We start from the raw sequence: 14,679 nt of genomic DNA, 5'->3' as shown, positions 1-14,679 counted from the left end.
AAGTGCATCTGTTTTATTTCTTAATTACCATTTGATCCTTATTTTAGGAACTACTTTTTTTATTTCTTTGGCTACATTAGTTCCTGCTTTCCCCAGTTCATTACTTATGTTTCTGACCACTTTTACGGCTTCATGATTTTTTCCGGGACCGTATTGTAAATCATGAACAGTCGTATTCCATGTTTTAACGATATCATTATTAGGTCCGAACTGATTTTTTAAGGCATCTCCAATTTGATTTAATCCTTTAACAATTGTATTATTCTTTCCAAAACATCCATGATCTCCACCTACACCGTTTGTTAAACATTTGCTTAATTCACGGTAGGTTAATTGGCCACCTGCACAACCTGCAAATGCATAAGGCTGGCCTCCGGTACTTACAGCGCATTCCACTGCTATTTGTGCTTCCGTATTCAGATTAAGCTTTCCTGCGCCGTAGCACACAGCAGTTCCCATAAAGGTTACCTGACCACTGCTGGCCTGATCTTTAAAGCAGGAAACTAATTGTTTTAACTCCGGATTATTTACTTTATCAGCAAAACAAAGCGGATACATTTCGTAATTATTACCATATTCTTTATAGCATTTCATCATATCCTGAGTAATCTGTCTTTCTTTTGAACCTCCTAATATGCTGAGCATGCAAAGGCTTTGTTCCTCAGGCGTTTGTGAGTTTTTTGCACACTTATAAATTTCAAGTTCTTTTTTGCCAGCCATATTTGTTACCATACAATCCCCGAATTCCAGCTTATTGATTGTTCCGTCAGGATTCATGGTGTTTTTATAACAGTCTACAGCCGTTTGTTCGCTTGTCATCATGACGTCCCCGAAAGGTTTTTGTTCATCCACTATTTGTGTAGGTAAGGGTCTCAATCCGTCAGCGGTTTCAATTCCTATTTGATTATCGTAAGTTGGTTTTGGCAGGAACATCACAGGTCGGGGAGGGACAGGAATCGTGGAATAACCAATAATCCGGTATCCCAATCGGTAATCCAATTCGATAATATTTCTATCAAAGTCAAGAAAAAATGCCTTTTGATAAGGAACTGCTGAAGGCAAACACAGATAATTAATTCCGGTTTGGTCATATACTGCCTGGCCTGCATTTCCCGGATTTCCATTCTGAACAATTACTCCCGTGTTATACATGGTAAAAGACTGACCGTAAGTGGTCAAAACCATTTGCCCGATAGGATAAACCTGAGCAAAGAGGATAGAGCAGAAACCCATAAGTGAAACGAGTACACTTAAAATGGATAGTTTTTTAATAATTGTGTTCATGGTACTTATTTTTGATAAAGTTACCTCTGTAAACAAATACTAAAACATTACCCTTTTTCGCTATTTTTCAAAGCAAACGATTAAATAAAGGGAATTAAATTATTTCCGGCTAAAAAAATAAACTGCAGTGATTATTATGCTTGGAGAGTAAAGAAGAATTCCTGAACTGAGCGTTTCTGAAACTGAAATGTACCAGGAGTAGTGAGGGTAAAGAACCAACCTGTAAATTCCTATTTTGAAGAAATAATTTTGTGTTGTTCATTCGTGGTTTTGGTAACCTTACTTTTTTCTGCAGGTGTATGAGGTGTCCCAAAAATATGTCTTCGATGATTCTCACCCCAATCCTGTAATGAAGTTACCACCTGATCCAATGTACTGGTATAATCTGTAGGGAAATATTCAATAATGACAGGATAACTCTCCGTTACGATCCGTTCAATTAGTCCGTTCTGTTCCAGTTCCTTTAATTCCTTTGCCAGTACTTTTGGTGTCAGCTTTGGAATGCTTTTTCGTATTTCTGTAAAACGTCTGTTTCCTGCATTCACGGAAATGATAATCTGCAATTTCCACTTTCCACTGATGATATCCAGGGTATCCCGAATGGGTCTAAGTGCCTGCAGGCATTCTTTATGATCATGATGTTCTTCCATGTTGCTTTCCTTTAGGTAACTGCTATACTTTGGAATGTGAATTTACAATAATTTTGCCCCTGTCAAAAACAAAAAATTTAGAAATGGCAAATATTTTAAATATCAAAACAAGCATCAGCGGTGAAGATTCGGTAAGCAGCAAACTGTCACAGGCAGTAATTGAACATTTATTGGCAAAAGATAATTTGAGCAAGGTTGTTGTTCGTGACCTGGCTAATGATATCATTCCGCACATGGAACTCGAGCACTTCAATGCCTTCAATGTAAGAGACGAAGAAAAAAATGAACAGGAAAGAGAAGTTTCAAGGTTCTCAGATCTGGCGATAAAGGAAATCCAGGAAGCAGATATTATTGTGATTGGTGTTCCGTTTTACAATTTTGGGATTCCTTCAACATTGAAATCATGGATTGATCATATTTCTATTGCAGGGAAAACATTCTCTTACGCCGACGGCACACTCAAAGGTCTTCTTGAAAATAAAAAAGTATACCTGAATTTTGCGGTAGGAGGAGTCTATGATAATGGAATCGTAGAGAATATGGAAAAATACCTGAAGACATTTTTTGAATTTATAGGAATCACCGATGTGGAAGTTTTCAAAACAGAAGGTACAGTGATACCGGAACTCAGGGAAGCGAGTTTTTTGAAAGCTGTAGAAGACATTGAAACGGCCATCACTCAGGCCTGATAAAGATGACAGCTACTTATCTGAAAATACAGATAGGTAGCTGTTTAGCTTATTATAAAGATGTATGTAGGATTAGCAATTATTATTTTTCGTAATTAATACGGTTTTTAGGATGGTCAATAGGAATTAAGGTTTTATTTTCCGATACAGAAAGTAAAATTTCGTTTGTTAATCATAATTACAGAATATTCAGGTGTACAGAAGTAGTACATATCATAAATTCACATTCATTCATGACTATTAAAACAAATGTAAATATTATTGCTTATACTACTACCTTCAAAAGATGATTGCATTTTTTGTCTTTAAAACTTTGGAACCCCCCTAATAATATATTCAATTAATTAATTACAAACATCAATTTAATTTCACCAAACAACTTTATTAAACATAGGTTGCCAATTCGTTCCATCGTGATACTCAACTGTGTTTAAATAATCCGTCAATTTTGGAAATGTAACACCCGAAGTTGCAACTAAGAAATTATATATTTTATCATAAGCATCTTGTAAAGACTCATAATTAAAATTAGGATTTTTCTTATCGGGATTATATGAAGGATATGGGATTGTACCATTATGTCCATAACATTTATCTGCAACACAATGAACTTTAGAAAGAACTGGCGCAAGCACCCCATTTTTTTTCACTGTCAAAGCATCTTTTAAAATTAATTCATAAAAACAATAATGATTTGTTGGAACATCAATTTCATAAGTTATTTTTAGTCGCTTTCCTTGTTCTAAACAACATTTGAAGTTATTTGCTATATCTAAATTTATAAATTGCTCTTTTAACTTAATGAAGCTGTCCTGTATAATAACTAGCTCTCTCCTGTAAAGTGGCGACGTTATTTCATGATGAGAAAGAGGATGTAACAAAGCAGAAAGCAAAGAATAAATAATATCAACATACTCAGTTGAATTTCCGGAATTTCCCAAAAAACGTTTCGCTCTCAAAATTAGCTGAGTCAGCTGATAATCTGGTATTTGCGTGTTTTCAGCATCAGCAGTTTCCCATTTTGGAATAAATTCTTTAATTAATTCTTCCAATGCTTTTCTAAAATAATTTGCAGAAGCTGGAAAATCGGGGGCAGATCTATGATTCAAATATCTTGTCGCCTTATCAAAATTTGATTCTCCCTCTATAATGATAGGTTTATTAATTTTATTATTTGAGATTGGGTCAGTATCTAAGCCAACATACATTTCAATAATCTTCCATTTTTCGCTACTGTTAATTTCAAAATATTTCTTAGCTAACTCAAACCAATGCCTGTCATATGTAGAAATGAATTTTTGATAATCTGAAAATTCATTTTTGAGTATATTAAGTATTGGTATTCTATTAGCGGTATCCAAACCTACAAAAACATCATCTAAATATAGAATTTTTAAATCTACTGTTGTTGGGTTAGTTCGCAATGAGGCTAAATATAAACATACAGCAATAGCTGATAATCGAGCTTCATTTAAAAAATCATTATATCCTCCAACAATTGGAACTCCATCTTTGATTACCTTTAGTTTGAAAACACTTGTAGTATTCCATTCCCATTTATATCCATAATTAAAGTTAAGGGGAGCTAGTATATAACTTAATTCAATATTAAATTCACTAAAATAATTAGATAAATATTGATTTAAAATCGTAAAAACTTCATCTAATGTACCTTTTAAATGAGTTTCAAAAATTGGAAGAAATGTAATTGCATTTCTATGACAATGATCATTCCTTGTATATGCATTTGTAATTAAATCATTTTGAAGTTGGTGCCATCTTTCTTTAAATCTAAAATTCCCTCCTGTACTATGTGGAATATGATCTCCCAATAGATTTAAGATTATTAATTCAAATAAATTTGGTTCAGGTTCATTATGAAAATAGACTTTTAGTAAATCAGTATAATCAAGAAAACCTTTTATTAGAGCAGTATTTTGAATAAATAGAACATTGTTATCAGAACTTGTATCAGAAAATATGTGAGTTACCTCCGTTCCAGCAAGTGTACTACCTATTGATGAATCATAATCAGAAAACTGTAACTTTATTCCACATGAATGAGTAAGTAAATATCTATTTTTTATAAACTGTAAGGTAGCATCTCTTGAACTTGCAAAAAAATCATTTATTGCTTTATATAAAGAACTCTTTCCACTACCATTCTCACCATAAACTAACATATTTTCCCCATTTGGCATATCTATAGAATCATACGCTCCAAAATAGCCCCTAAAATTATTAATCGCAATTGATGTAATCCTTTTACTCATTTTTAAGAAATAAATTAATAAATAGATTCTATATCAATAATTTGAGGAATATTTAAAAGTGATAGTAAATCCCCTCCTAAATAATGTTCTGGCGAGCTTATTTCTGTATATAGTTTTTCAACAGCTGCAGCTTTTTGGGTGACATCATTTTCATTCTCCAAAATTGGAAACATGGAAACATGTTTTTTGATGTCAATTTCTTTTTCTTTAAATTCTTTATCAAAAAATATCTCATACACTAAAGCATCAAGAACTCTCTCAAAAAATAAAGTAGCTTTATGATTATGTTCACTATTTATAATATAATCAACTACATTTGCGAATTTAGCTTGGTTATTTAAATCTATAATAGGTATTTTTATTTCATTAAAAAAACTAGATAATAACGGTTTTGTTTCTTCCGTATTAGTTCTTTTTTGAACAAAATATCTATTAAAGTAAAATCGACTTGATAATAGAGCTAAGATAAACTTAGGTAAAAAATTAGGTCTTTTTAATACTATCCCAATAATGTTATTTCTAAATGCCAAAGTAGCATTTGTAATTGCCATATTTAAACGAGACAAAGAATTTGAATTACGAGATATTAGAATTTTTTCCTTAGAATCAAAAAACTCCCTAAAACGAGAATCTATATCAAGGGTTATTGAATCTAATTTTTTATTATCAATAGTATAATTTTTAAAAATATCCTGAGTTAAGCATTTATATGTGATATGTGTTTCACTTGAAATTTTTAGAGAAGGTTTACTGACGTTTCCTTTTACTCCTAATTCTATTGAAGATATTTCTCTAAGAAACGCACTAATATTATTATTATTATTATTATTATTATTATTATTATTATTATTAATGGGACTACCAGAATACTTCTTTTTAAATAATTTTACAGCATTTTCAAATGTTGATTTTTCATCAATACTTGACATTAAAGAAAAAAGATCTTTAATATCCTCTCGAATTTTGATCTTATTTTTTAAAATAAGATCATATGGGATATTAAATAAAAAATACCATAAAGCATAAAAACTTTGCTGGGTTCTTCTACCATTTCCAATTAAGAATAGATCATCTAGATTTTCATTCAAAACTACTGTTGTTGAATCTTTTTTGTCAGTAAGTAACTCTTTTAGTTTGTGAATAAATTCGAATTCAAAAAAATTGATAGCTTCAACAAAATGATTTTTAACTTCTATACTTTCTAATGCTTTTGTAATTTCATTTTTTGATTTTAATCTAAAATTAATTTTACTGCCAATTTTATATATATCAATTTCTGATTTTTCAATACTTTGATTGTTACTATTCTTATATCTAGAATATTCTAAAAATGCTAATGCAGTATATATATTCTCATCTTCCATTCTAGAATTATTCTTCCTGAAATAAAACCAGCTCTTGTGATTTTTATGAACAGCCTTTATATTATCAATAATATCCCTTGAGATATATGAATTCCACATTTCAAATGTATCTTCTTTTATAGGATATGGCTTATCATTTAATCTTACAAATAAATCTATGGGTTCAAAATTTTTATTATATTTCTTGTCAATTTCAATTATCCATAAATCAAAATTTTTAATTCTATCCTGAAAATCAAGTGATAAATCACTAAATTTTTTTCCATGTAAGCTATTTAAAATTCCATTTTTTAAATATAAAGAGTATCCATTTTTATTGGAATAAGTTGTCTCGCCATTTTCATTTAAATAAGAATCTCCTGTAAAACCTAGTATACTTAATATTCTTTGCTGACCATCTAAAACTTCCCTAATTCCATCTTCCCTTTTAAATACAAAAATTGGAGGAATTTTTATTCCTAGTAAAATACTTTCAATAATAGAGGATGATTTTTTTTTGTTTATTACTTCTTTTCTTTGATACTGGGGGCGAATTAAAAAGCGTTGCCGCTCCATTAAACGTATAATATCAGTTATAGAAATAGATGAAGGCTCTGGTTTATTAATCCTCAATTCTTCAAAACTTTTCAATTCTTCATCAACAGGATTAATTCCTTTATTTTTTTGTTTAAAATCCTGATTTGTATCTAAGTAAAGATTAAGTGATTTTCCAAATTGATCTTCAAAAAATTTTGTTGTTATGCTATACCTTTCATAAAGTTCTTTTGCAAAAGAACTTCTTTGAAGTCTATATGAGCTTATGTTATTTATCAAATAAATAACCAATTTGTTTATTATTTCAGGATTGTCAATATTCTTTAGCTCAATATCCTCATTTTCAAGTGCTGAAAACACCCAAAATAAACACTCTGAAATTAATCTATTATATGAACTACTTTGTTTTGCAAAACTGCTTTTTATTTTAGTTAAAAGATTTAATTTCGCAACGAAGCCTTTGTATATTTGTTCAATTTCTGAATCATCAATTTTTGCAAATAGTGCTTCATAAAACTTTGAAATAACAATTTGTTTTTTGACTGCATAATACTTGATTGGAATTTCATGTTGAACAAGTAACTGTCGAATCCTTTTAAGTATTATTTCTATATCATTCATTTCTAAATTAAAAACATGTGAAATATCTCGATTTAGAATTTCATCTTCTTGTATTTTCTTCTTTAAAAATGCATTTAAATCATCTTCTAAATAGACTGCGTTGTCTATTTCTGATGGTTTTAGAGGTGTAATTCCTGAATTATATCTTTTGAATATTTCTCTTTTAACTAATTCTTCTACGTCATCACTAATTCCTTCTTTTGATGGCAAACTGAATTCAATAATACGTAATTTGGTATCCCAAAATAAATCCTGAAGTTCAGAATCAATATCTTTAAAAGCTTTATTAGCTAATCCTATGTTTCCTAATTTATGTAGTCCATTTTTCCTTAATTTAAGCTCATTGTCTTTAAATCTTAAAACAGTTTGATATCTTTGGCGTCCATCAATTACTTCCATCTTATCACCGTTTCGAAAAAAAACTAATGGGGGAATTTCTGTTCCAAGCAATATACTTTCAATAAAATAAGATGCCTTTTCATCATCCCATACATAATTACGTTGATATGATGGTTTAAAATCGGTATTTCTAACTCTAGTTTTGTTATTGAATAAACTTTCAATAGACATTACTTTTGACTCGATTTTAATTTTATTTTCAAAAATATCTCTAATATCCATAAACTGTAATCCTAAAATTTTATTTATCTATCAACGTTAATTCGACAAATACAAATTTAATTTCTTTTTTTTCAAATTTATGATTATTAATGCATATTTATATTCAATCTTTCAAATAACTTCTAAATATAAATTCCCCAAAATGTATATCAAAAAAAACAAGAGAGGTAAAATGCTAAAAATAATTTTTTTTAATGTGGTTTTCGCTTGCAAATAAATTATGAAATATATTCAGAAAATGGAATAGAAGGATTGGTCTTAATGGAAGAATGCTTAATTCTAAGAAGCCAATTGAAATTCAAAATAGTGTACTAACGCTATTCTAATGATATATAATTAATATAAACCCGGTATATAACAATACCGGGCTTTTGATTATAAACGTAAATTTTGAATAAAGGAGCAACGAATGACAATCGTTTTGAAAAAACGAGTAGTCTGAGGAAGTGACGACTGAAAAATTGTCATCAAGATAGATTATTCAGGAAATTATCAAGCTGACTTCTAGAATTTATTTAAATAATATCTCCGTCTTTAATATAATATCTGTAATAAAAGTTAATCTCTCAACTAAAATAAACATATATTTACTTCCCGATACAGAAAGTAAAAATAACTGATAAACAGATATTTATGCTTTCTGAGGGACAATGGGGTAACAGAATCCCACAAACTAATAATATTTATTACAAAGGTAGTGATATTTTAAAAATAACTCAATATTAATTGAAAAGACATTTCAAATCGATCTCAATGTCAGTAAGATCATTTCAGTAAACAATGATATCACCAAAGGATTTCCCGCTGGTTCTATAAATTATACCATCTTGAATAAATCTGGTGATTAGTGATGAATTCCTTAAATTTATAGGAAGTATTGCCATTTCATTTTCAAAAATCCAATAATCTGAATCCCTCCAATTACTTGGATGTATTCTGGTGATCATTGCTGCACTTACCGCGTATTCTGACCTTTGTCATTTCTACCTGTAAAAAATCCGTCATGCTCCCGAAATTCCTGAAAAGCATTTTGGTTGGTAATTAATTTCGGTACGATACATGTTGAACCCATCAAGCAATCCATTACATAATCCTTATCTAGAGCCAATATATCAACTGCATTTATTGCAATAAGATACGGTTTATCTAGTAAACCGTATCGTTCAGGCTTTACCTTTAAAGCTTTCCTTAAACTTTCTACGTTGTTTAATATCTTTGCATGCATCCCATAGACACCAATTGCACGATGATTTTTTTTGCCATGTTCTTTATTGCTTTTCAAAATTGGTCCATATTCTATATAAATATTGTTATCTTCATTCCGTATAAAAATATACATCATTTCCTTACTGTTTTCCGTAAACCCATCTTGTTTTATATAAGTAGTTTAGCCCGATATTTTGATAAAGCTTAAAGAATTTGTGAAGAGCATGCAAAATTGCTTGAATTTTAGTAGTGGTTTTGAATTAATTATTAAATTGCATCAACTAATAACTTTCACTATGAAAAACCAAATATACAATCCTCTTTAATTTAACAGCCTGCTTCATCAAAAGCATGGAATGATTTGTCCGGAGATTAACAGGCAAGTCAGGTCTGCACGTATCCCTAATTTATTGGGATACAGATTAACCGTCCTAAAACTGTATTATGAAATTTCTACATACCGCAGACTGGCACATTGGCCAGCTGTTTCACGAATACGACCGCAGCTACGAGCATCAGCAGTTTCTGAACTGGCTGGTAGAAATTTTATTAACTGAAAACATTGAAGTCTTGCTGATCAGTGGTGATATCTTCGATAGTTCCAATCCGTCGGCAGCCTCGGTGAGGATGTTCTACCGCTTCCTAAATGAAGCGACCAGAGCAGTGCCTCATCTGCAGATCATGATTACGGCAGGTAACCATGATTCGGCGGCACGACTGGAAGCACCGAAACCTCTACTGGAATCCTCTAATGTTCACATTATCGGCCTGGTAGAAAAAGATGCAGTGGGAAACATTGATTACGAAAAACTACTGGTTAAAATACATGATGCTTCCGGAGCGATAAAAGCTTTTTGCCTGGCCATTCCGTTCCTGCGGATGGGTGATTATCCTGCCATTGCCGATTGTGCCAATCCCTACACCGAAGGCGTCGCGGCTTTATATCAGGAAGCCTTTGCGTATGCCCAACAATACAGCACGGAAGACCAGCCTATTATTGCCATGGGACACCTGCATACGCAGCAGGCAGAAATTACCGATCTGGATAAAACCGAAAGGCTGATCATGGGCGGTGTGGAATGTATTTCAGCGAGTGCTTTTCATTCCGATATCAAATACGTTGCGTTGGGACACATCCACAAGGCGCAGAAAATAGGCGGAAAGGAACACATCCGCTACTGTGGCAGTCCCTTGCCGATGTCCTTTTCAGAAATTCATTACATACATCAGGTGATTGTTTTTGATCTCGATCAGGAAATCAGCAATCTGAAGGCGATTGAAATTCCGGTATTTGTGCCATTGCAAAGAATTCCACATCAGCATCAGCCTTTGCATGAAGTCATTGCCCAGTTGGAGCAATTGCCAGAGTTGGTTGCCGGCATGGAAAACCTGCCTTATCTACAAGTCCGTGTACTACTCGATGGACCCGAGCCTGCTTTACGTCATAAAATAGAAACCGCCCTGGCTGGTAAAGCGGTACGATTGGCTAAAATCGATGCCCAATATCCGTCCGCTGCCGCAGCAACACCCGAACTCATCACCGCTGAAAAGCTGAATGAACTGCAGCCCATTGATGTTTTCGATAAAGCCTACCAATCCAGATACCAGAGCGAAGTACCACAGGAAATCATGCAATTGTTCCAACAGGTGGCGCAGGAAATCAACCAAAACGCCGGATAACATGAAGATATTAGCCATACGCATTAAAAATTTAGCTTCACTGGAAGGCACTACCGAAATTGATTTTACGGCAGAACCCTTATGTTCGGCGGGCATCTTTGCGATTACCGGCGCTACCGGAGCGGGGAAATCGACCATACTGGATGCGTTGTGCCTCGCCTTATATGGTAAAACACCACGATACGTTCAGGCAAGAGGAGAAACGGGCATTGAAATAAAGGATGTACAAAATAGCACTATGAGCCAGGGCGATGTACGCGGTATCTTACGTGACGGTACGGCAGATGGATTTGCAGAAGTGGATTTTAGAGGGATCGACGGGCAAAACTATCGGGCAACCTGGAGTGTGCGACGGGCCAGAAACCGGGCCGACGGAAGCATGCAGTCGGATGCCGTGACCTTAAAAAACATTTCCAATCAGGTTGATCTTCCGGGAAGAAAAGCCGAAACCTACAGTGAAATTGCAAGGTTAGTCGGGTTAAATTTCGAACAGTTTACCCGCTCGGTATTACTGGCGCAGGGTGATTTTACTGCTTTTATGAAAGCCAACCGGGATGAGAAATCCTCCCTGCTTGAGAAGCTGACCGGAAACCATATCTACTCCGAGATTTCCAGGAAGGTTTACGAAAAATATAAAGCAGAAGAAGTGTTGCTGCGTGACCTTCAGTTGCACAAAGAAGGCATTCTGACCTTGAGCGATGAAGAACTGCAAGTTCTGGTGGCAGATCAGGCGCTTTTGGAGAGGCAGATCACAGACCTCGATAAAGAAATCGAAAGATTAAACGCAGGAATTAGCTGGTATGAGCAGCTCGCCAAATACAGTCAGGGCCACGATGAAGCCATCCTGATGGTACAGCAGGCAACCGAAAACAAAGATTCGGCCTTGCCGAGAAGCAGGCATCTGCGAATGGCCGAACAGGCACAACAAACCCGAAGCTGGGCAGACGCTTTGGCGCAGTCACAGGAACAACATACCGTTAAAACAACAGCACTAGCAACGGTAAAGGAAACCCTGATTTCCTTACAGCAACAAAAAGAAAGCCTTGAAAAGCAGCTTCAACAGTCAGAACATCAACTTTCCGTTCAAAACAAGGCCCTTACCGATTCCCTACCGCTATTGGAAGAAGCCCGCAAACTGGATACCTTGCTGGGAGAGAAAAAAGAACAGGTCGACCGGCTGAAAGAAGAGGCTGAAAAAGCTGCCGGGCTGAATCGGAAACATCAGGATATCTTAAAAGGAAAACAGCAAGCCTTCACCGATCTTGTTTTACAGATTGAAAGCATTACGCAGTGGCAAACCGAACAGGCAGCCCGCAAACCTGTTGCCGAGCATACAGACCTCATTCTCGCCAAACTCGGAGATGCCCAAAAGCTGTTGGAGAACCAAAAAGCTTCTTCCGAAAAATTAGTGGCGTTAAAGGATAAAATCCAGGCGGCCGAAGTGCAGCAGAAAACCATTGAGGACAGCTGGAAAAATCAGCTTCAACTGCTGGACGAAAACCGGAAAACGTATGAGGCAAAGTCCGAAGCGTTACACTCCGTTCCGATGGAAAGCTTAACTCTCGATAAAACCGAAACCGATCAGAAAGTAGAAGAAACCGTCAGGGCACAGGCGCAATGGCAGCTTTTGTATTATGCACAGACCGAATGGGAAAACTTACGGCATAAGCACATACAGGAACAAGCCGATCATCAGACCAGACAAGAACTTTTACAACAACTCAAACAAGAACTCCCCTTAGCAAAAGCGGAAAGCGATACCGCAGATCAGCTCCTGCAACAGGCCCGTCTGGCATCGGCTGAAAATGTAGAAACACTCCGGGAAGCTTTGGTGGAAGATAAACCCTGTCCGGTATGTGGCAGCACCCATCATCCCTACGCTATACAAAATCCACAACTGGAAAAAGTGTTGGCCCAACTGGAAAAAGCCAGCCAGGAGAAAACACAATACCATCTCAGCCTCCACAGCCGTCATGATGCCCTGGAGCGGGAATGCACCACCCTACAGCAAAATATTCAGCGGCGAAATGAAGAAATGCATGCTAAAGAATCAGCTCTGGCAACCCAAAAGCAAACCTGGGAACAATCTGATATCGCCAAAAATAGTTTGAATATTCCCGATGCCGGAAAAGCGGACTGGATCACAGCGCAATTACAAACCCTTAAAACCAAACAAGCCGATCTCTCTGCCCGGTTACAAGCCTATGCCGGGCAGAAGCAGGAATTGGAAGCCGCAAAAACAGGAATAGATCAACTGAAAGAAAATATCGATACCCTTGCCGGACAGCTGAAAGACCTTCAAAACAGCTTATCGCTTTATGACGAGCAGCACAGCCAGGCAAGGCGTGAACAGGAGCTGGCTACCGTCTATCTGGATGAAATTGAACAGCTTCTTGCCCCATATTTTACCATATCCGGCTGGATGAACAACTGGAAAGCAGCTCCGGAAACCTTTGTGGAAAGCATCACCGCCTTTGCCCAACAATGGAAAGCCCAAGCCGAAAAACTGGAAGTCCGTACCCGGGAAAAAGCAGCCCTCGAAGCCACACTGAAAGAGCTGGAAAGCCAAGCCAAAACGCTGGAAACGGAAGCCAGTAGTAAAATCGAAATCCACCGTGCGCAACAGCAATCGTATCTGGATCTTACTAGACAACGTAAAAACCTATTTGATGGTCAGCCTGCCGACGAAATGGAACTTCAGTTCAAACAGGCGGTTATCAAAGCACAGGAAGATGTAGCGCTACTGAAAACCAAACAGCAAACCTTGGCGATCGAACAGACCAAAATCCTCACCCACCAGGAGGAACTGGCAAACGCCTTAACTGCATTGAACGCAGCAATTCAGAAAACTTCCCGCCAAATACAGGACTGGCTGAACGATTATAATCAAAAAAATGAGCAATGGCTCAACCTGGAAGAACTTCACCAATTACTCGCTTTAGGAAATGACTGGATCGAAAATGAACGTTTAGCACTACAAGCTATTGATGAGGAACTGACCAGAGCCAACAGCATTCTTACCGAACGGAAACAGGCTTTAGACCGTCATCAGAAAAACAGTAACGCGGAAATACCACTCGAAGAACTGATGACCCTGCACACGAATGCCCGATCGGAAGTGGAAGAAAAGAAGCACAAAAAAGGGGAAAACGGTTTCCGCTTGCAGCAGGACGAAGCTAACAAAAACAAAATCGGCGACCTGTTAAAACGCATTTCGGAACAGGCTACTGTTACCGAAAACTGGGCCAAGCTCAACGATATTATCGGTTCGGCTGATGGGAAGAAATTCCGCCAGATTGCGCAGGAATATACGCTGGATGTATTGCTTGGTTATGCCAATATCCATTTGCAGGCGCTCACCAGCCGCTACCGGATCGAACGCATTCCGGCATCGCTCGGTTTGCAGGTGGTGGATCAGGACATGGGCGACGAAGTGCGTACGGTGTATTCACTTTCCGGCGGAGAATCTTTCCTGGTGTCACTGGCTTTGGCTTTGGGCCTTGCCTCCCTGTCGTCCAGCCGCATGAAAGTGGAATCTTTATTTATCGATGAAGGTTTCGGCTCGCTGGATCCCAACACGCTCAATATCGCCATGGACGCCCTCGAACGCCTCCACAACCAGGGCCGTAAAGTCGGCGTGATCTCCCATGTACAGGAAATGACGGAACGGATCCCGGTGCAGATAAAGGTGAGCAAGCAGCAGAGCGGGAGAAGTAAGGTGGAGGTGATGGGAGTTTAGAACTAAAAAAAACTTAAA

At 36.2% G+C, this 14,679-nt stretch carries 8 protein-coding genes; 3 read left to right on the top strand and 5 right to left on the bottom strand.

The window, feature by feature from the left end; translation table 11 throughout:
• Window positions 1-24 precede the first annotated feature (24 nt).
• Window positions 25-1,284: a hypothetical protein gene (locus BUE84_RS15565; protein ID WP_079242463.1), complete on the bottom strand. Its 1,260-nt coding sequence runs from the start codon at window positions 1,282-1,284 to the stop codon at window positions 25-27.
• A gap of 230 nt (window positions 1,285-1,514) precedes the next feature.
• Complete coding sequence (locus tag BUE84_RS15560) at window positions 1,515-1,934, bottom strand: winged helix-turn-helix transcriptional regulator (protein WP_079242462.1); 420 nt, start codon at window positions 1,932-1,934, stop codon at window positions 1,515-1,517.
• An 83-nt stretch (window positions 1,935-2,017) separates the two neighbouring features.
• Here BUE84_RS15560 and BUE84_RS15555 point away from each other — a divergent pair, with 83 nt between their 5' ends.
• Window positions 2,018-2,623: an FMN-dependent NADH-azoreductase gene (locus tag BUE84_RS15555; protein ID WP_079242461.1), complete on the top strand. Its 606-nt coding sequence runs from the start codon at window positions 2,018-2,020 to the stop codon at window positions 2,621-2,623.
• Between the two features lie 368 nt (window positions 2,624-2,991).
• Here the strand turns inward: BUE84_RS15555 and BUE84_RS15550 are convergent, their stop codons facing one another.
• From BUE84_RS15550 to BUE84_RS15540, 3 genes are all read right to left on the bottom strand, one after another.
• On the bottom strand, window positions 2,992-4,896 hold the full coding sequence (locus BUE84_RS15550) for an ATP-binding protein (RefSeq protein ID WP_079242460.1): 1,905 nt from the start codon (window positions 4,894-4,896) through the stop codon (window positions 2,992-2,994).
• Between the two features lie 14 nt (window positions 4,897-4,910).
• Entirely contained in the window at window positions 4,911-8,036 is a 3,126-nt protein-coding gene (locus BUE84_RS15545; protein WP_079242459.1) for a DUF262 domain-containing protein, read from the bottom strand.
• Between the two features lie 955 nt (window positions 8,037-8,991).
• On the bottom strand, window positions 8,992-9,378 hold the full coding sequence (locus BUE84_RS15540) for a hypothetical protein (RefSeq protein ID WP_145953270.1): 387 nt from the start codon (window positions 9,376-9,378) through the stop codon (window positions 8,992-8,994).
• Between the two features lie 308 nt (window positions 9,379-9,686).
• Between BUE84_RS15540 and BUE84_RS15535 the strand changes: the two genes are divergently transcribed.
• Window positions 9,687-10,922, top strand: coding sequence for an exonuclease SbcCD subunit D (locus tag BUE84_RS15535; protein WP_079242457.1), 1,236 nt, complete (start codon window positions 9,687-9,689; stop codon window positions 10,920-10,922).
• Between the two features lies 1 nt (window position 10,923).
• Entirely contained in the window at window positions 10,924-14,661 is a 3,738-nt protein-coding gene (locus BUE84_RS15530) for an AAA family ATPase (protein WP_158521373.1), read from the top strand.
• The last annotated feature ends 18 nt before the right edge of the window (window positions 14,662-14,679 follow it).

The sequence above is a fragment of the Chryseobacterium indologenes genome (genome assembly GCF_002025665.1).
Lineage (GTDB): Bacteria > Bacteroidota > Bacteroidia > Flavobacteriales > Weeksellaceae > Chryseobacterium > Chryseobacterium metallicongregator.
The sequence above is the reverse complement of the archived record's forward strand: the minus strand, read 5'-3'. Positions and strand labels throughout refer to the sequence as shown.